This is a genomic window from Allomesorhizobium aridi (assembly GCF_043769475.1).
GTDB lineage: Bacteria > Pseudomonadota > Alphaproteobacteria > Rhizobiales > Rhizobiaceae > Allomesorhizobium.
On record NZ_CP171729.1, the window covers coordinates 5671923 to 5691017 of the forward strand.

Annotated in this window: 14 protein-coding genes; 5 read left to right on the plus strand and 9 right to left on the minus strand. The window is 60.9% G+C overall.

Annotated elements, in window-relative coordinates; genetic code table 11:
- Window positions 1-922: 922 nt before the first annotated feature.
- The 8 genes from ACG873_RS30000 to ACG873_RS30035 form a co-directional block, all read right to left on the minus strand.
- Window positions 923-3877, minus strand: coding sequence for a beta strand repeat-containing protein (locus ACG873_RS30000; RefSeq protein WP_394889482.1), 2955 nt, complete (start codon window positions 3875-3877; stop codon window positions 923-925).
- Between the two features lie 921 nt (window positions 3878-4798).
- Window positions 4799-4960, minus strand: coding sequence for a hypothetical protein (locus tag ACG873_RS30005; RefSeq protein WP_394889483.1), 162 nt, complete (start codon window positions 4958-4960; stop codon window positions 4799-4801).
- Window positions 4961-5125: 165 nt separating this feature from the next.
- Window positions 5126-5338: a hypothetical protein gene (locus ACG873_RS30010; protein ID WP_394889485.1), complete on the minus strand. Its 213-nt coding sequence runs from the start codon at window positions 5336-5338 to the stop codon at window positions 5126-5128.
- A gap of 136 nt (window positions 5339-5474) precedes the next feature.
- Window positions 5475-6560: a hypothetical protein gene (locus tag ACG873_RS30015; protein ID WP_394889486.1), complete on the minus strand. Its 1086-nt coding sequence runs from the start codon at window positions 6558-6560 to the stop codon at window positions 5475-5477.
- 222 nt (window positions 6561-6782) lie between these two features.
- Entirely contained in the window at window positions 6783-6908 is a 126-nt protein-coding gene (locus tag ACG873_RS30020) for a hypothetical protein (protein ID WP_394889488.1), read from the minus strand.
- Between the two features lie 43 nt (window positions 6909-6951).
- Window positions 6952-8394 (minus strand): calcium-binding protein, encoded by a 1443-nt coding sequence (locus ACG873_RS30025; RefSeq protein WP_394889489.1) that lies wholly within the window; start codon window positions 8392-8394, stop codon window positions 6952-6954.
- Window positions 8395-8772: 378 nt separating this feature from the next.
- Window positions 8773-11541: a PQQ-dependent sugar dehydrogenase gene (locus tag ACG873_RS30030; protein WP_394889491.1), complete on the minus strand. Its 2769-nt coding sequence runs from the start codon at window positions 11539-11541 to the stop codon at window positions 8773-8775.
- A 155-nt stretch (window positions 11542-11696) separates the two neighbouring features.
- A complete protein-coding gene (locus ACG873_RS30035; protein WP_394889493.1) occupies window positions 11697-13796 on the minus strand; it encodes a calcium-binding protein in 2100 nt (699 codons plus the stop codon).
- Window positions 13797-14077: 281 nt separating this feature from the next.
- Between ACG873_RS30035 and ACG873_RS30040 the strand changes: the two genes are divergently transcribed.
- The 5 genes from ACG873_RS30040 (at window position 14078) to ACG873_RS30060 (ending at window position 17672) form a co-directional block, all read left to right on the plus strand.
- Window positions 14078-14614 carry a hypothetical protein gene (locus tag ACG873_RS30040; RefSeq protein WP_394889494.1) on the plus strand — a complete coding sequence of 179 codons (537 nt, stop codon included), beginning with the start codon at window positions 14078-14080 and terminating at the stop codon, window positions 14612-14614.
- Window positions 14615-14634: 20 nt separating this feature from the next.
- Window positions 14635-14940 (plus strand): helix-turn-helix transcriptional regulator, encoded by a 306-nt coding sequence (locus ACG873_RS30045; RefSeq protein ID WP_394889496.1) that lies wholly within the window; start codon window positions 14635-14637, stop codon window positions 14938-14940.
- 39 nt (window positions 14941-14979) lie between these two features.
- Complete coding sequence (locus ACG873_RS30050) at window positions 14980-15465, plus strand: Lrp/AsnC family transcriptional regulator (protein WP_394889497.1); 486 nt, start codon at window positions 14980-14982, stop codon at window positions 15463-15465.
- A 619-nt stretch (window positions 15466-16084) separates the two neighbouring features.
- Window positions 16085-17341 (plus strand): calcium-binding protein, encoded by a 1257-nt coding sequence (locus ACG873_RS30055; RefSeq protein ID WP_394889498.1) that lies wholly within the window; start codon window positions 16085-16087, stop codon window positions 17339-17341.
- Window positions 17268-17672, plus strand: a complete 405-nt coding sequence (locus ACG873_RS30060) for a M10 family metallopeptidase C-terminal domain-containing protein (protein WP_394893770.1) — start codon at window positions 17268-17270, stop codon at window positions 17670-17672. Before ACG873_RS30055 ends, ACG873_RS30060 begins: the two co-directional genes overlap by 74 nt.
- Before the next feature lie 414 nt (window positions 17673-18086).
- Here ACG873_RS30060 and ACG873_RS30065 read toward each other — a convergent pair whose 3' ends face one another.
- Window positions 18087-19094, minus strand: a complete 1008-nt coding sequence (locus tag ACG873_RS30065; RefSeq protein WP_394889499.1) for an NAD-dependent epimerase — start codon at window positions 19092-19094, stop codon at window positions 18087-18089.
- Window position 19095 lies beyond the last annotated feature (1 nt).

Here is a 19095-nt window from a genome sequence, read left to right on the forward strand (position 1 = left end):
GATCATCGTCCCCCAGGCCTGATTCAACCCCGAAAGCGACGAATTGATTGTGAAGTTCGTCAGACATAATCGATCTCCCAATGGCTGGACCCTGGTCCGCGCCATTCTCGTGCTTGATTTGGATTGCCCCACAAAAAGATTGCGAAATTTCTATTGTTATTATTTTTTTGCAAACTCACTGCATGATAGTACATTGGTAGCGGATATGGAAGGGTGTTTTTGTGCCACTGCTATTCGTCGCAGCAACACGATGTCCGACAGGGAGGTACTATGTCCTAGAACAGATCGTCGCGTTTTCTTTGGCCTTGGTAAGCACTTGCGCACTTCCAGTTGTGCCGCCATCGGTAGCTGGAAGTTTGGTTGCACCAGTAGAAGAACGCCGGGATAGCCACGCAAATGGAGAGGGCTTCGCGTTGACATCAGATATGCCCCCGCCGCCGGATTATGACCGTGTGATGGAGGAGGAGTACGACGCCGCCGTGAGAGAAGGCACCAATTCGGCCCTGATCCGCTTCATCGCTCGTCACCCCGACCATCCCCTCGCGGACCGGGCGCGAAGCCTGCTCTCGGGTCGGGACAAGCCAGACAAAGGCGTGTCTCCGACGGACCCGGACGCCGACGTTTATGCAGCTTTTGATAGAGCCCGGAGGGAAAATACGGTCGCAGCGTTCAGGAACTTCATAGCTTTGCATCCCCACCATCCCCTCACCGCCGAGGCGAGAAGGCAAATGACCAGACTTCGGGCACTGCCGGAATCGCGGCAATGACAGTGTCGCCGCCGTGGCTCCCTCGGCTTGTAGTAAGGCGGGCCGGCCACTCACCAGTTCTTAGATAGCCAATTCTTAGATAGTAGAGCCGGAATTCGTAAAAAAAGGGCGGGAGCGGCATGCCGCTCCCGCCAGCTGGGATCTGACGATTTCGATCAGGTGACGAGGAAATCGTTGTTGGTAAGCGCGAGGCCCCCGGCGAGGTCAGCGAACAGGAAGTTTCCGCCAGCAGCGTTGCCGTTGCTGTCATACCAGACTCTCCCCGAATCGCTTTCATAGATGATGCGGTCGTCGGCGTCTTGTGCGGCGCCGGTGACATTGATGCGGAACGCGCCGGCCGCCAGCACACCCAGCCCAAGCGCCGTGAAGATGGCGTTGTCGAGGTGGAACGTGTCCGCCGCCACATTGTAGTCCGTGATGGTGTCGACGTTCGTGGCCCCCAGGGCCGTGTTGAACACGAAGATATCGTTGCCGCCATTGCCGGTGATCGTGTCGTTGCCCTCTCGTGCCGAGAAGGCGTTGTTGCCGTTGTTGCCGACGATGATGTTGTTCAAGCCGTTGCCGGTGGTGGTGATGTTCCCGGCTCCGCTCAGTGTTATGTTTTCAATGAACTGGGCGGCAAAAGACTTGCTTACGCTGGTGAACACCAGATCGGTGCCTGCGCCGTTGGCCTCGAAGACCTGGTCGCCGGCATTGTCGATGTAGTAGGTGTCGTTGCCAAGTCCGCCGCTCATGGAGTCGGCGCCGCCGCGGCCGTCAATGCCATTGTTGCCGTTGTTGCCGGTGATGGTGTTGTTGAGGTTGTTGCCGATGGCATTGATGTTGCCGGCGCCGGTCATCACCATGTTTTCGACGAACTGCGTCGCGACCGAGAAGTTGACCGAGTGCAGAACGGTATCGATGCCGGTGCCCGCTCCGTTTGCCTCGAACACATTGTCGGCGAGGTTGTCGACAAAATATGTGTCGTTGCCGTTGCCGCCGGTCATGTTGTCGACGCCGCCGCGCCCGTCGATGGCGTTGTTGCCGGCGTTGCCGGTAATGGTGTTGTTGAGGTTGTTGGCCACGGCATTGATGTTGCCGCCGCCGAGCAGAACCATGTTTTCCACGAACTGCGCGGCGACGGAATAGCTCACCGACGTGCGCACAGTGTCGTTGCCGGTGCCCACTCCGTTGGCCTCGAAGACCTGGTCGCCGAAGGCGTCGACGAAATAGGTGTCGTTGCCGTCGCCGCCGGTCATGCTGTCGTTTCCGCCGCGGCCGTTTATTACGTTGGCCTGGGCGTCGCCGGTGATCGTATCGTCCAACGCTCCACCAAAGACGTTTTCGATACCGGTCACCGAGTTAAGGGGACCGAACGCAAAGCCGGAATCGAACACCTGGAGCGTGCCGGCCGCGAGATTGATCACGATGCTCTGGTTGATGTAGTCCAGGTCGTAAAGGTCTATTCCAGTGCCGCCGTCGACATCATCGGCGAACTGGCCGTCCAGTACCCTGACAATGTCGTTGCCGGCGCCGGCGTCGACCGTATCGGTGCTGAAGCCGCCTTCGATCGTGTCGTTGCCGTCGAGACCGTTCAGAATGTTGCCGCCGCCCGAGCCGATGATGATGTCGTCGTTGTTGGTGCCGATCAGATTTTCGAAACTAACCATCACCTCGTCCTGACCACCGGCGGTGGCCAATCCGGCGTTCAAATCGAAGGTGGCGCCCACGACAAAGCCTGAGGCCCCGCTCCAGTCGATCGTGTCGTTGCCCGAGCCGCCGTCGTGCACGTCGTCATTGATCGGTGAGACGACGATCAAGGTGTCGTTGCCGTTGCCGCCGAAGTACTCCTTGATGGAACCGGATTCAGTGATCGTGTCGTTGCCGTCATGGCCGAATACCTGGCTTGCGCCTCCGTCGGCGGTGAATACGTCGTCGAAAATGGTGCCGATTTGTTTGGATTCCGGCGTGTAGACGGCCGGATTGTTGACGAAGTCGCGCGTGTCGAGGATTTCCATCCGCACGCCGCCCGTCGCGTCGAGCGACTCCCAGGTCACCGCGAAACGGCCGTCGCCGAGATCCGTGATCGACGGCTCGGTACCCGGGCCGGAGAACGTAAAGGTGCCGAGCGCGGTGCCCGCCGCATTCACATGCGTGACTTCCATCGTGTTAGCTTCGTCATTGTCGAGGACGATGACGAAGCTGCCGTCGGCGAGGCCGGAAACGACCGATTCGTTGTTGTTGTTGGTGAGGGTGCCAGCGGTGGACCCTGCAAGACCCGAGGCGATCTGGGTGCCGGCTGCGTTGAACATGGAATAGGCCACGTCCGTATCGCTGCCGTCGCGATCCGTGTAGGAGACCACGAAACCGCCACCGGCAAGCGCAGTGACCGAAGCTTCGTTATCGTTGAAGCCGTCGCCATCCGTGCTTGCAATCGGCGTCACCGCGAGAACGTTGCCACCGGCAGGGTTGACTATGCGAATGATAATGCGGTTGTCGCCTGCCTCGTTATTGGTGCCCGTGATCACATAATTGCCGTTGGTCAGGACGGCAACATCAGGATCGGTGTCCCCGCCGGCGAAGGCGATAAGGCTGATCTGCGCGCCGACCGTGTTGGTCGACGGATCATAGATCCTGCCGACGATCGTCGGGCCCGTGCCGGTATCCTGCTGATAGACGACCAGGGCGGAGGTGGCGCTCGATACGGCGACGTGCGGCTGACTGAAGAAGGGCGCGCCCGCGGCGGCGTCGCTCTGAATCGTGACAGAACTGGTTGACCCACCGGTCGCATTGTACTGCTCGAGCCTCAGGCTCGTCCCGAACGCGCCTTCATTATCCTGGTAGACCATCAGGAAACCGCCGTTCGGCAGCGCGGCAAGGTCGGAATTGTTCTCGCCGTCGACGAAGAAGTTTTGGTTCAGCCGGATCGGCCCGCCGACGGCATTGCCGAGTGGATCGAAGATCTGGCCGACGATATCTTCACCGGCTGTGTCGCCGGGGGCGGTGTCATCCGTGGTCGACCAGGAGACGAGTATGTTGCCGTTGGCGAGCTGGATGATGTCGGGATCTTGCGGGTTGGACGTCAGAGTGACGTTGAATTCTTCGAGCCAGGTGACTGGAATGTTAGGCATGGTACGTCTCTCCAAAATGGATGTTTCCCTGACACGCCCAATGCGCATCACGGTTATTTCGAGTGACTGGTCCTACTAAGTTGTAGGCAGAGAATGCCAATGTAAAAGTGCGAATCTTTTACAGATATTTGCGCTGCGCTTGCTGCGCTATGGATTCTCGAACTGCCCTCCTTGCATGGCGAACGCTCAAATGTCCCGAGCAACCGGATACAACCATTCTTCTGAACGATATAACCCACGCTGTCAGAACTAACTCCGTTCAAACTCTTAACCTGAAAGCGCTTCTTTCTACCCATTAATCTCAAGTTGATCAGGCAGCTCGTCGCTTTTATTTGGGTTGGAGCGCAAGTATATTGATACATTATCGAGGTGGAGTCAAATCTTATTGAAAAACATATCGGGCGCTTCTTGTTTGCCAGCTAGGTCAGGACTCACAGCCAGAAGATGATGTTGCTGCGATAGCGATGGCGCTCATGAAGGCTTGTTGGCGGCATCATACCGATACGGTCGGCCGCGCTTGTGCATGGACGTCAAGGCTGGGCAGCCAACGTATCCAGTTGGACAGCTTGAAAACCTGGCCTTGCGGATCGGATTTCGATTCAATCGCCCGGGTGATTTGCGGGGGGCAGGAGATGCCGGGACAGGCGGGTTCTGGAACGTTGACGAGCGATATGCCCGGCTGAGCGAGGCGGCGATCACGTACAACTGCGGCGCTGGCACGTTGCAGGACAGGTAGGCCGATGGGCTAAGATGGGGGATTACGCCACTGTGGCAGACCTGCGTGAGGTGACGTGCGTTACAGCCAAAGGTTGCCCGGCCTGGTCAGGCGCCGCAATGTAGGCAAAAGATGTGAGGGACTTTTGGGCGCCTGCAGATGTTTGCCGCATCTGAGGGGAGGGTGACTGCATGTAAGCAGCCGAGCTAATGAGAACGAAGCCTTCTCTCCTCGTCTACCCGCTCAGAGCGCTGACTGTTGCGTCGGCTGAGCAGATGGTCGATCTCTTCTTCGAGCATCTGGATTAAAACGTTGGTGTCGCCGCGATCCGGTCCAGATTTCCACTCTCGAACAACTTCTCTGATCACTGTCGGTCTCCATCTTCGCGAAAGCCTCGTGGCGTTACCAGGGCCAACGTCCCGCTCCCAGCACGGTTCCAAAGAGAAGCACTTGGCAAGCGCTCCCTCCGCCACTCTGATCTGAGGCAGCCCGGGCCGCGCAAGGGAGCGACTGGTGGAGGCGATCGGCAAATTCTACATGCGTTGGCCCGCTCTGACCGGCAAGGAAAAGTCATAGTCCCTTGCGACGGGCGCTATTGCTTCGCCGTTGCTGTCATACCAAACCCGGCCGGTGTCGGTCTCGTAGATGATGCGGTCGTCGGCGTCCTGTGCCGTGCCGCTTGCGTTGGATATGAACTCGCCGGCCAACAAGGTGCCGAGGCAACGCGACGACCGGCTCTGGTGCAAGTAACTGCCCGCCGGCGGAAATAACCTGTTGCAACGGTCGGGGCTTGCCATTTCGAACCGGGATTTCGTTCTGGCGTGAGGTGATATCCGATTGGCTGCTGGTGAGCAGGTTTGGAACTGTTGCCGCCGGCGGCGTTCACACCACGACGAGATCGTCCGCGAATTGAAGATTTTCCATATGCGCGAGCGTGTCGGTGCCGTCGCCCGCTCCGGGACCGATATACGTCACGGTCGTGACGAATCCCGACGTCGTGACCAGATACTGATCGGCATTGTAACTGAAGACGGCCGTGTCATTGCCCCAATAACCGTCCAGATAATCGTCGCCTGCATTCCCGATCAGAATGTCGTCGCCGTATTGGGCATCGAGATGGTTGTCGCCATGATCTCCAGTGAGGATGTCATCCCCGAAGCCAGACACGACATCTTCGATATTGGCGTAGCGATCTCCCGCCGCTTCGCCGATCCAGCCTCGTCCCCGCAGCAGAGACAGGCTGATGTCTTCGCTGTCGAGAGTAAAGCGTCCGGCACGGAGGGTATCGCGTCCATCTCCGCCGTCAATGACGTCGGCTCCCGCGGCACCGAAGAAAGTGTCCGGCCCGCCCAGGCCACGAAACCTGTCATCTGCTTCGGAGCCGATAAACGTGTCCGCGAAGCTTGAGCCGGTAACCCCTTCAATGGACGTAAGCGTGATCGTCGGCTGATCGGACCCGCCTCCCAGCATCTGGACGATCCCGGTATCGAGATCTATCCGGAGCCGCAGGCTGCTGTCGACAAACGAAGCCATGTCGATGCCCGCGCCGCCGTCTATGATGTCGACGCCTGGTTCCCACAGCAGCCAGTCGGTTCCCGGCGTGCCCGACTTGACGACTGCCTGCTCCAGCTGGATGGCATAGTCGTACAGGGGGTGAAACTCATCGGCAGCGCATATTTCAATGAAATAGTCCCCCGGCGTCTCGATCGAAAAGGTGTATCTCACTACCTCGTCGTCCCGAAAGACCCGCCGCAAATCGGCGGCGACCGGGTCGCCCGCACTGTCGAACAGCCCCGAAAAAGAGGGCAACAAGCCCTCCAGACTGACGAGATCGAGTTCGAACGGGCCAGCCGAAAGATCGACCGCGAACCAGTCGCTGTCATCGATGGAGTCGATCCTGCCCGGTGTCGTCGAGCCGACAACGATCTGACCGGTGGTGCTGGGATCAGCCGGGAAATCGTCAGCCATTTTTCTACTTCCCCTGAAGCATTGTGCTGGCGAGGAATATCCTCCCCAGAGAGCTTACCAGTCAAGCCGTGCATTCGGCCTGATGAAGTACCGATCCGATCAGGCGTTGTCGCGGATTGATGGGCTCGACGCAGTCGTTGCCTCGCATTTTGACCCCAAGGCGGTAGAACCCGAAGATTGAGATTCTGCGCCAGCACTTGCTTCGCAGCCGTGGTGGATGGATCAAGCCGGGCATAAGCCGCCTGGCACGTCCTGCGCCTTGAGCGCGGTGGTTGGCTCGCGAGCCATCTGGATACTGAAGGATTTCCGGTCGACTTTCATCCGCAGAATGATCTCGCCCTCGGCCACGGTCAGCCCCTTCAGCTTCCTTGCCTCGCGCGCTCCAGCCAGGTCAGGCGATTAGGAAATCCGCGTTGGTGATCGCCAGACCGCTTTCCAGGTCTGCAAACAGGAAGTTGCCGCCCGCCGCGTTGCCGTTGCTGTCGTAAAACACGCGGCCGGAGTCCGTCTCGTAGATGATCCGGTCATCGGCGTCCTGCGCCTGACCGGTGGCGTTGGCCCTGAACTGGTTGGCCGAAAGCGTACCGATGCCCACGATCTGAGTAAAGATGAAGTTCTCCAGTCGTATGGTGTCGTCAGCCGCCGAGAAATCGGTGATGGTGTCGACATTGGTTGGGCCGAGCGCGCGGGTGAACTCAAAGATGTCTTCACCCCCACCCCCTGTCAGAGTGTCGCTCCCGCCGCGCCCGTCGATGGTGTCCGCACCGCCGGCGCCGATGATCGCCTGAGCATGCTTGTTGCCGTTCAGAACCGTGGCAGCAGCGTTGAGGTCTGACAGCACCTCGACATAGCAGTTGTCGGCCAATGTGAAATCCCGACTGGTGAAAATGCGGTCGTTGAGACCGCCAGACGAGAACTCCACCACAACATCTGCCATTCCCTGCACATAGAAGGTGTCGTTTCCGGAACTGCCATGGAGTGTGTCATATCCGGCGCCGCTCCAGATGATGTCATCGCCGCCGCTGGCATAAATGATGTTGTCCCCGGCGTTGTCCCTGATCTCGTTGTTCAAGTGATTGGCCGTGAGATTGACGTCGAAAGGCCCGTAGAGGCTCAGAACCTCAATATGCTGGCCGGCGGCTGAGAAGCTATCAGGGGTGGAAAGTCGATCCGTTCCTTCGCCATCGGCTTCGGTGACGATGTCGCCTGCCGTGACGAAGTAAGTGTCGTCTCCTGTGCCGCCAATCAGCTGATCTGCCCCGTCACCGCCATCCAACAGGTCGTCACCGCCGCCGCCGCGGAGTATGTCTTTGCCGCCCCAGCCCTGCAGCGTGTCATCTCCATCGCCAGCAGTGATATTGTCGTTTCCCGCGCCAAGTTTGAGATCGAGCACTTCCACCGTCTGCACGAACATGACATCCAGTGAACCGATCTTCATGTAACTGCCCGCCTGAGTAAGCGACAAGGTCACGGCCGAGGCCATACTCTCGCCGAACACCATCCGCAGTTCATCGGTGCCTGTGCCGCCAATGACTCGAGATCCAGCCTGTGGTCGTTCCATGAAGAAGTCGTCATCGCCCGCTCCCCCGTCGAGGGTGTCCAGTCCGCCACCGTGGCCGAGGTTGTTGAAATACGCCGCGGAGAGGGTATCGTTGCCGTCGCCGCCCTCGAGGGTGTCGTTCCCTTCACCGCCGTCGAGTTGGTCGTTGCCACCCGCGCCGCGCAAAGTATCGTTGCCTCCGCGACCAATTATCCATTCGTCGGCGCTTGTGCCGGTGACATTCTCGTTTGTTGCGTCACCATTGTAGGTGAGCCCGTTCCAGCTTCCGGCCACAGCTTGTCTCCGCGTCTACGAAGCACAACTTTGCCGGAGACGGATTTGAAAGCCAAGCGGTTTAGTGCTCGCCGTCTGCCTGCGATTTCGTCCATTTCATCGAACCCGTTGGCGAGATCAGGCAGCACTGCCCCCTTGGGCATCTCCGTCGCCCACCACGGAAGCAGCCACCAGCGGCCCTCACGCAGCCGCTGATTTTTTGCTGATCTCCCAGTCGAGCGTCAGCCAGTAGAGCCGGACGATCTCCGACCAGCGCCGATCTTATTCGGAGAAACATTCAGTCGCCAGAAAATTGGCCACGTGCGGAACGCCGGAAGAATGTTCGGAGCCGGCGTCCAAGATGGAAACGACGCCGGCTCGTGATGGCTTCGGATCCGGCTACACGACCAAAAAGTCGCCGTTGGTGACCGCCAGGCCGCTGTCGAGGTCCGCTACCAGGACGTTGCCGCCGGCGCCATTGCCGTTCGAGTCGTAGTAGATCTGGCCGTTGGCGCTGTTGTAGATGATGCGGTCGTCGGCATCCTGCGCCAGGCCCGTAGCATTCGAGCGGAACGCATTGGCCGAGAGCACGCCTGTGCCGAGAGACGTGAATATGGCATTGTCGAGCTGGATCGTGTCGTCGACGGGCTTGAAGTCGGTGATCGTGTCGATGTTCGTTGCACCGAGCGCCGTGTTGAAGACGAAGGTGTCATTGCCGTAGCCGCCCGTCAGGGTGTCGGCGCCTTCCCGGCCATTCATCCCGTTGTTGGCGCCGTTGCCGACGATGGTGTTGGCGAGGCTGTTGCCTGTCGTGTTGATGTTGCCCGAGCCGGAGAGCCGGATCACCTCGACGAACTGGTCGACAAAAGCCTTGGACACGGTGGTGTAGACGGTGTCGGTGCCGGCGACATTGGCTTCGATCGTTTTGTCGAGCACATTGTCGACATAGTAGGTGTCGTTGCCCAAGCCACCTTCCATGACATCAATGCCGCCCCGGCCGTCGATGGCGTTGTTGCCGGCATTGCCGGTGATGGTGTTGGCAAGATTGTTGCCGATGGCGTTGATCGAGCCGCTGCCCAAAAGCTCGACGTTTTCGACGAACTGCGAGACCACGGAATAGCTGACGGTGGTGCGCACCGTATCCATGCCGGTGCCGGCGCCGTTCGCTTCGATCACCTTGTCGCCGATCGAATCCACTATGAACGTGTCGTTGCCAAAACCGCCCGCCATCGTATCGGCGTCGGCGCCGCCGTTCAGAAAGTCGTTGCCTTGTCCGCCGAAAATGCTGTCATTGCCTGCGCCGCCGTCGACCACGTCGGCGCCATCGCCCGCCGCAATGCCCGGATCCAGCCGATAGATTGCGCCGGACAGGCTCACCACATAGAGATTGCCGGCATTGTCCGTGCCAAAGGACGAAATCTGTTGAAGGTCGGCGCCGACCACCTGGACCGTGCGCTCGATCGGATCTTCCGCCTCGCCATCGACCATGCGCAGCGTCATGAGCCGTCCGCTCACAAAATCGCCGAAGAAATAGGCGCCCTGGAGACCAGGGGCTGGTCCACGGTAGACATAGCCGCCCGTGATGCTTTGGCCGAAGTCGCGGGGATAGTCGAAAACCGGGTCGGTGAAGGCGATCGGAGGGTTCGGCGGCGGGGTTGGACCCTGCAGCAGGCCTTCACGGTAGTCCCAGCCATAATTGAATCCGCCCGGCCCACCGGCCGGCTCGAAATTCACCTCTTCCCGCGCCCGCTGGCCGACGTCGCCGATATAGAGGTCGCCGGTCAGGGGGTCGAAGCTGATGCGCCAGGGATTACGCAGACCATAGGCCCAGATCTCGTCGGCGCCCGGCATGCCTGCAAACGGATTGCCATCGGGGATTGCATAGTTGCGTCCCGAGTCGGTGGGAAAATCGTCGCCCTCGACATCGATCCTGAGGATCTTTCCCAACAGCACGTTGAGATTCTGGGCATTGCCGTTGGGGTCGTTGGCGCCGCCGCCGTCGCCGGTCGAGATATAGAGGTAGCCGTCCGGCCCGAAGGCGAGCGAGCCGCCATTGTGGTTCGCGAAGGTCGGGTGCGGAATGGTGATCAGCGTTTCGATGGGCACGGGGTCAGCCAGGGCCGGATTGCCGGACCGCGCATACTCCCGCACTTCGATGTTGCCGGCCGGATTGGTGAGAAAGACGAAAAAGCGACCATTGGCGTCATAGTCGGGATGGAAGGCGAGGCCGAGAACGCCTCGCTCGCCGCCGCTGGAGAATTGCGCAGCAGGGATGTCGAGGAAGGTCGACTGCGCTCCCGTGGCCGCATTGATCCGGACGATGTCGCCGACATCCTTCCTGAGCGCGTAGACGAAGCCGCCGTCGCCCGGCGCGCCGGTCACGAACACCGCGCCCGAACCGACATTGGCCAGAAGCGTTGCGGTGATGTTGCCCGAATTCGAGTTCAGGTCGGCAACGCTGTGGCCGTAAATGGTGTCGTTGCCGTCGCCTCCCCGAAGCGTGTCGGACCCGTCGCCGCCCGAGATCGTATCGGCGCCCCCCAGGCCATTGATCTGATCGCTTCCACCCAAGCCCTGGAGCGTGTCGTGACTTCCGGTTCCGTTCAGGGTTTCGCTGGCGTGAGTTCCGGTGATCGCCGCAAGTGCTGCGCTGGTCGAAAAATCATCGCAGCTGACATCGAGGGCTTTGCCCGGCAGGATGTCGATATCTCGAGCGTTGGGATCGCCGTCGCCGTAACCGGCTACCAGGTAGCCGCCGTGGCCGAAGGCGAGCGGGGCACCGTCGCGAGGGCCAAAGGCCGGGTGTGGATCGGTGACCGGCGTTTCGATGGGCGCCGGGTTTGCCACGGTCGAGGGTGAAAACCCCTGCACTTCGATATAGCTGGCCGGATTGCTAAGAAATGTGAAAAAGCGGCCGTCAGCGGCATCGTCGGGATGGGAAACTTCAAGGAGGGTCGACAGCGAGCCGGTTGCCGTACCGGTCCCGGCCATTTCCTCGGCGTTCTTTCCGAGAGTGTAGAGAAAGTCCGGATCCCCCAGCGCGCCGGACACAAACGCAGCGCCCGAACTGCCCGGAGAATCAACTGGATTTCTCCACCCCAAACCTTGGATCCTGTCGAGCCACTCGTTCAGCGTTTCGCCGGCATGGGTCCAGGTGATATCGGGCATGGCTAAGTCTTCCAGAAGTCAGTGCGCCCCGGCACGCCTTCCATCGGATAGTACCACAAATTACAGTCGATGGCGCGCCGGAGGTTCGCTGCCTTGGACGACGCGCGAAGCCGGGCGCAGGCCCAGCCTGGATTCCCGGGGCGTTGGTGTGCCGGTCAAACCACCAGGAAATCGGCGTTGGTGACCCCCAGGCCGCTGTCGAGGTCCGCTACCAGGACGTTGCCGCCGGCGCCATTGCCGTTCGAGTCGTAGTAGATCTGGCCGTTGGCGCTGTTGTAGATGATGCGGTCGTCGGCGTCCTGCGCCAGGCCCGTGGCGTTCGAGCGAAACGCATTGGCCGAGAGCACGCCTGTGCCGAGAGACGCAAAGATCGCATCGTCCAGCTGGATCGTGTCGTCGACGGGCTTGAAGTCGGTGATCGTGTCTATGTTCGTTGCACCGAGCGCCGTGTTGAAGACGAAGCTGTCGTTGCCGTAGCCGCCCGTCAGGGTGTCGGCGCCTTCGCGGCCATTGATCCCGTTGTTGGCGCCGTTGCCGACGATGGTGTTGGCGAGGCCGTTGCCTGTCGTGTTGATGTTGCCCGAGCCGGAGAGCCGGATCACCTCGACGAACTGGTCGACAAAAGCCTTGGACACGGAGGTGTAGACGGTGTCGGTGCCTACAACATTGGCTTCGACGACTTTGTCGAGCACATTGTCGACATAGTAGGTGTCGTTGCCCAAGCCACCTTCCATGACATCAATGCCGCCCCGGCCGTCGATGGCGTTGTTGCCGGCATTGCCGGTGATGGTGTTGGCAAGATTGTTGCCGATGGCGCTGATCGAGTCGGCGCCCAGCAGCACCATGTTCTCGACGAACTGCGACACGACCGAGAAGCTGACGCTGATCCGCACCTCGTCCGTGCCGGTGCCCGCACCGTTCGCCTCGATCACCTTGTCGCTTATGCTGTCGACAAAGTAGGTGTCGTTGCCAGATCCGCCCGCCATCGTATCGGCCCCGGCCCCGCCGTTGAGCGTGTCGTTGCCGCCGAAGCCGTTGATCGTGTCGTTACCGCCGTTGCCATGGATGATGTCGCGAAGCGCGTCGCCGTTCAGTGTCTCGTCGGCGCCATCCCCGGTCGTCGTACGCACGATCTCGGTAGCAAGGGCAGTGATCCGGCCGCCGTCGCCGTCGCTCTCGCTGTCCTGCCACGCGGTAATGAATTGTCCGGCCAGAATGGCCGAGACCGCAGACTTGATGTCGTCGGAACCCGCGGAGTCCGACAGCGGCATGGGAGATCCGATCGGGTTGCCGTCATGGTCGAAGATGCGACCCAAAATCTCATTATTCCCGGCGGGGTCGGTCCAAGTGACGACGATGAAGCCGTTTTCGAGGACGGCGATATCGGGATCGGCTTCGTTGGATACGCCCGCTGTGTTGACGTGGACGAAGGGCTTCACGATCGACCCGCCGGCGCTGACGACGGTGAGCGTGATGCCCGTGCTACCGAGCTCGGCCCCTCCCCAGCCGGTATCGGCATAAGCGACGGCGAAGTTGCCGTTCGGCAGCGCGGCGACCGCTGGCTGGAGGTTGTTACCACCGGCTCCCACGGAAAAGGGATCTGTCGAGCCTTTGACCGCGCGCGGCGATCCGTCCGCCTCGAAGATGCGCGCCACGACGTTGTTAACCGCCGTCCACGCCACCACAAATCCGCCGTCCTCCAGCGCAGCGATGACCGGATTAGCGACCGACAAGGAGCCGCTGATGTCGGCGAGGCCGCTCTGATACGCGCCGTCGTTGTCGAATACCTTGAAGTTGAGGTTGCCGGCGGTGTCCATGTACGAGACGACGAAACCGCCCGCGAGCGTCGTAACCTGCGGCCTGAAGTCGTTGACCGAGGTCGTGATGTCGAACTGGGAAACAACGACTTGGCCGGTCGACGAAAAAATGGTCGCCTGTTGGCCCAGGTTCCCAGAGCTGTTGTCGTCCCAGATCATGAGGACGTTGCCATTGTCGAGTTCGGTCAGGCTGGGCTCGCCGCCGGCGGCGGTGCTTCCCGCGTTGGGCGTCACGGCGCCGGCAAGCAGCAGCCCGTCCGCGCCGTAGAAGTCGAGCTTCATGGCCCAGCCGAAATCCGGGCCGTTGTTGTAGGCGACGACGTAGCCGCCGTTGGACAGGCCCAGCACGTCCGGCGTCCACTGTTTCCAGGTCACGAACGTGTTCGCCTGGAACTGGGATCGCAATGTTACGAGATCGTAGTCGATGGTTGCGGCCATGATTTGTTCTCCGTGAAAGACATCAATCGAATTCGGGGGTTCACCGCCCGTTCGGGCCGGTCAGTAGGCGCCGAACATAGCCAGGGAAACGGCACCCGACTTGGTCTGGAACGAACGAAATTTGGACATGAGCGTTGATATGTACGGAGAATCGTGGAATATACCGGAAAAATTCCGGGCAATACGGGGGATTTCCGATGATCGATTTGGCGACAGCGTCAGCCGCGAGGCCGCCCGCGCACGATTTTCCACCTTTCAGGCCCCACGAGGCGGAGCCGCTGTTGAACCGAATTGCCGAAACGGCCATGCCCGAGTGTGCCGGATGGCGGCTGGACATCGCGTCCGCGCCGCCGCTCGCTGCGACGGTCGATCTCGGTCCGGTGAGCCTGACGCGGGACAGCGTCGCGCTGCGGCACTGCGACGACGGCTGCTCGTTCATCATCAGCCTGGAGGGCCGTTTCGACGCCGTATTCGGCGACACGCGGGTCTCGCTGACGCCCGGGCGCGCGACGCTCGTGCCGCATTACAAGCCGGGCGGCATGATATCGGCCGTCGGCGGCAAGTCCTTCACGCTACGGTTCGATCGCGACGCCGCGCGCGTCCTTTCCCCCTCGCTCGACGATCTGGTCCTGAAGGAGACGGTGCCGGGCGACCCGGCCATCGCCGTGCTGTCGGCCTATTGCGCCCAACTGGTGGCGCTGCCGGGCGGCGTGCCGGCTGGCTTGGCCCGGCTGGCGAGCCTTCAGTTGCGTGAACTGGTGGCGCATATCGTCAATCCGGCGTCGGATCTTGCGCGGCCGCGCCGTTCGGCGGGCTGAAGGCCGCCCGGCTGCGCGGCGTGCTCAACGACATTTCGGCCAATCTGCGCGATCCCGGACTAAGTGCTGCGACAGCCGGTGCGCGGCTCGGCCTGTCGGCGCGCTATGTGCAGCAATTGCTCGAGGCCGTCGGGCTGTCGTTCTCGCAGCATGTCCGCCAGATGCGTCTCGACGAGGCGCGGCGCCTGCTTGGCGATTCGCGACACGCCCACCTGCGAATCACAGACATCGCCTATGCGGTGGGTTTTCGCGACCTGTCCTACTTCAACCGCGAATTCCGTCGCCGCTTCGGCGAAAAGCCGTCCGCGGCGCGAGCGGGCGTGTGACTGTTTTCCGACAATTGCCTTCCTGACGACGGATCACTGATGAACGATCTTGATGACATCGACCGCAAGCTGCTTGCTCTGCTGCAGAAGAACGCGCGGACTTCCTACGCGGAACTGAGCAAGGCCGTCGGCCTTGCGGTTTCCTCCGTCAACGAGCGTGTGAGGAAACTGCAGGAGCGAGGAGTTATCTCGGGAGCGCATGCCGCCTTGTCGGCCGAAGCGCTGCGGCTCGACCTGCTTGCCTTCATCTTTGTCGGCTGGACCGATCCCGCGACCGAAGCGCCTTTCCTTGAGCGCGTCGCAGACGAGCCGTCGATCCTCGAATGCCATCATGTCACCGGTACATGGAATTATCTCCTGAAGGTCCGCACGCACACGACGCGCGACCTGGAGGCATTTCTCGCCGCGATCGTGAAAGGCGTGCCCGGTGTGCAGCGGACGGAAACGCTCATAGTGCTGTCGTCAGCGAAGGAGACCTCCCATCTGCCGCTGGAGCTTCCGGCCTGGCGCAACCCAAAAGCGTGACGCCACGTTGTCCTCGGCGGATACGTTGCTGCCCTGCCGGACACGCCAAGAGCGGGTTTGTCGTGGCACACGGGGACGCGGCCTGACGGGAGAAGGCGGAGCAGCGGAATCGGCCCGCAACGGCTCGAGAAACCTGCGGCGCCGATGAAGGAGAAGCCCTGATTGCCGCCGACAAGCGGGTTGGCGTCGGGCGCCGTCAGGTTTGTCGGGTGCTGGACAGCATTCAAACCTGCGGCGTTGCGATTCTGACGGTGCCAGACGGGAATTCTATCCTGAATTCGTATTGAGTCTGGACCAGTTCGTAGCCGGTTGCGCCTTTCCTTGGCCCGCCTTACCACCCTGAATTGCGCTCTCTCCGATCTTGCGGCATGATGAGCGCGTGGCCGAGGGACGTGGCCGCATCTTTCCTTACAGTGCAGTGCAACGTGGTCTGATTGGCAGGGCCGAAGCGCATGGCAATATCCGCGGTCCGTCACCCAGGACACGTCAGTTGTAATTCGCCGGTACCTGGGCCGGCACTGACCAATCTCACCTTCACTTAAGCAGAACTGACGACAAATGCCCGCCGCTCCGCTCAGGAGGGCGGGCTTACACAAAATCAGCAAGGTGGAGAGCACCAATGGACATAATCGGCACCCCGGGCAACGACACGCTCAACGGTACAATCGAAGATGACCTTATCGCCGGCGGAGAAGGAAACGACCTTCTGCGCGGCCTTTTTGGCGACGACCTTATCGCCGGCAATCAAGGCGATGATCTCATCGTCGGCGGTCCCGGAAGCGACGACCTTTTTGGGTCTCAACCGATATTTGGCGAAGATGAGGGCTTCGACACCCTGTCATACCGGGACAGCTTCTTTTCGGTCCAGATCGACCTCCAGGAAGGAACCGCCTCCGGCGGCGATGCCGAAGGCGATCGCTTCGCCGGCTTCGAGGGTGTCGAGGGATCGCAGGATAGCGATACGCTCTGGGGTGACGCGGACGTCAACCGCCTGACCGGCTGGGACGGCGATGACGTGCTGAGTGGACGCGGCGGCGCGGACACGCTGAGAGGCGGCGACGGTGACGACACTCTCGCCGGCGGTGCCGGTGCGGACGTTCTCGATGGCGGGTACGGAACCGATGTCGCCTGGTATTTCGACGCTGCCGCGGGCGTTACGGCCGACCTGCTGGCGCCTGCCCCAAAAACCGGAGATGCCGTCGGCGATACCTATGTCTCGATCGAAGGGCTGGGTGGTTCGTTCTTCGCCGATATCCTTTACGGCAACAATTCTGCCAACACGATCTACGGCGGCAATGGCTTTTTTGATGCCGGTAACGACCGCCTCTTCGGCCGGGGCGGCGATGATACGATCGCCGGCTACGGTGGCGATGACACGCTCGACGGCGGAACCGGGGCTGACCAACTTGACGGCGGCATTGGCAACGACACTTACTTCGTCGATTCATTTGGCGACAAGGTATTTGAAGCGAACGGCGTGGGCACGGGTGTCGACACAGTGCGTACGAGCGTGAATTACTCGGTGGTGTCGCAGTTCGTCGAGAACATGGTGTTGCTTGGATCGGGTAGCATCAATGCTGTCGGCAACAACCTGGCCAACGTGATCACCGGCAACTCCGGCAACAACGCCATTGATGGACGGGGCGGCGCCGACACGATGCAGGGCGGCTCGGGGAACGACACCTATTATGTGGACAACAGTGGAGACGTCGTACGCCTTTGCCGCACAGTTTGTCGAAAACCTGACGATGGCCGGCTCAGCCAATATCACCACAACCGGCAACAGCCTCGCCAACACCATCATCGGCAACAGCGGCAACAACGCGTTTACCGCGCGCGAGGGTATGGACACCCTCACCGGCGGGCTGGGCAATGACACCTTCGTGTTCAACACGACCCTGAATGGCATCACCAATGTAGACACCATCACGGACTTCAACGTTGCAAACGACACAATCCGGCTTGAAAATTCTATCTTCACACAAGCCAGTGGCGGCGGCGCGGGCGGGCTCGGCACCTTGTTGGCTGGCCAGTTCAGGACCAACCTGACCGGCGCCGCACAGGACGCCGACGACCGTGTCATCTACGAAAGCGACTCGGGCAGGCTTTGGTACGACAGCAACGGCAATGCCGCCGGCGGCAACTTCCTGTTTGCCGACCTTGCCAGCGGCCTCGTGCTTACCAACAGCGATTTTGTCATCGTGTAAGCGATATCGACAAGGCGCCTGTGCCCGACGGAGGAAAGCCCTCGGGGCTACCGTTCTTACCTGCGGGGGAGCCGTAGTCCTTAGCGCCCATCCTGAAGCTTCTGCTTGACAGGGCCGGCCAATAAGCACGCAGCAGGAGCGCGTCGCCTCGCATCTTCCCCTTTCAGATGCGGTGGTGGAAGCGATCGACGGGCCGAGCATGGCGTCCGACGATTGGCGCTTCTGCGGGCGTCCAATGCCGAACCGCTGCTGAGGCTAAACGTCGAGACCCGCGGCTTCTCGACAAGCGGGTCGCGGAACTCTCACAGCTCATACAGGCGCGTGAAGCGGGGCAGGATGTGGTCAGGCGACATCCAGCCTCTTCGCCTTTCTCGTGTGCCCGATGAACCAGACGTGCGCGAGCACTGGCTCCTTTTACGCGCGATAATAGTCGCGGTACCATTCGATGAATTTGGCAATGCCTTCCTCGATCGGCGTGCGGGGCCGGAAGTCGACTGCCTCGCCAAGGGCGTCGATGTCGGCGTAGGTGCTTTCGACATCGCCCGGCTGCATCGGCAGCATGTTCATGACTGCTTTCCTGCCTAGCGCCTTTTCGATGGTGCTGATGAAATCGAGCAGCCGCACCGGCTGGTTGTTGCCGATATTGTAAAGCCTGTAGGGCGCCGACGAGATGGCCGGGTCGGGCTGCATCGGGTTCCAGTCCCGTGATGGAGTCGCGACCTTGTCAAGCGTGCGCACCACGCCTTCGGTAATGTCGTCGATATAGGTGAAGTCACGCCTGTGCTCGCCGTGGTTGAACACGTCGATCGGCTCGCCGGCCAGGATCTTGCGCGTGAACAGGAACAGCGCCATGTCCGGACGGCCCCACGGGCCGTAGACGGTGAAGAACCTGAGTCCGGTCACCGGTATTTGGTAGAGATACGCGTAGGCATGTGCCATCAACTCGTTGGCCTTCTTGGTCGCAGCGTAGAGGCTGACCGGATGGTCGACGCTGTCGGAAACGGAGAAGGGCAATTTGGCGTTGGCGCCGTAGACCGAACTCGACGAGGCGTAGACCAGGTGCTTGACTTCGGCGTGCCGGCAGCCTTCGAGGATGTTCAGAAAGCCCGTCAGATTGGCGTCGGCATAGGCGTGGGGATTTTCGATCGAATGGCGCACCCCCGCCTGCGCCGCGAGATGCACGACCTTGTCGAAGCCGCCGCCGGCAAACAGGTCGAGCATGGCGTCGCGGTCGCTGACATCGGCCTTCTGGAAACGAAAACCGGAACTCGTTTCGAGGCGCGCGAGCCGGGCGAGCTTCAGCTTCGGATCGTAGTAATCGCTGATATTGTCGAGGCCGACGACCTCTTCGCCGCGCTCCAGCAATCTTTCCGCGACATGGGACCCGATGAAGCCCGCGGCGCCCGTGACTAGAATTCGCATG

What these genes read in the sequence shown, in the direction of transcription:
- ACG873_RS30030 (WP_394889491.1), bottom strand. Translation starts at nt 11,541, where the DNA reads ATGCCCGATATCACCTGGACCCATGCCGGCGAAACGCTGAACGAGTGG.
- ACG873_RS30050 (WP_394889497.1), top strand. Translation starts at nt 14,980, where the DNA reads ATGAACGATCTTGATGACATCGACCGCAAGCTGCTTGCTCTGCTGCAG.
- ACG873_RS30065 (WP_394889499.1), bottom strand. Translation starts at nt 19,094, where the DNA reads ATGCGAATTCTAGTCACGGGCGCCGCGGGCTTCATCGGGTCCCATGTC.
- ACG873_RS30015 (WP_394889486.1), bottom strand. Translation starts at nt 6,560, where the DNA reads ATGGCTGACGATTTCCCGGCTGATCCCAGCACCACCGGTCAGATCGTT.
- ACG873_RS30055 (WP_394889498.1), top strand. Translation starts at nt 16,085, where the DNA reads ATGGACATAATCGGCACCCCGGGCAACGACACGCTCAACGGTACAATC.
- ACG873_RS30000 (WP_394889482.1), bottom strand. Translation starts at nt 3,877, where the DNA reads ATGCCTAACATTCCAGTCACCTGGCTCGAAGAATTCAACGTCACTCTG.
- ACG873_RS30035 (WP_394889493.1), bottom strand. Translation starts at nt 13,796, where the DNA reads ATGGCCGCAACCATCGACTACGATCTCGTAACATTGCGATCCCAGTTC.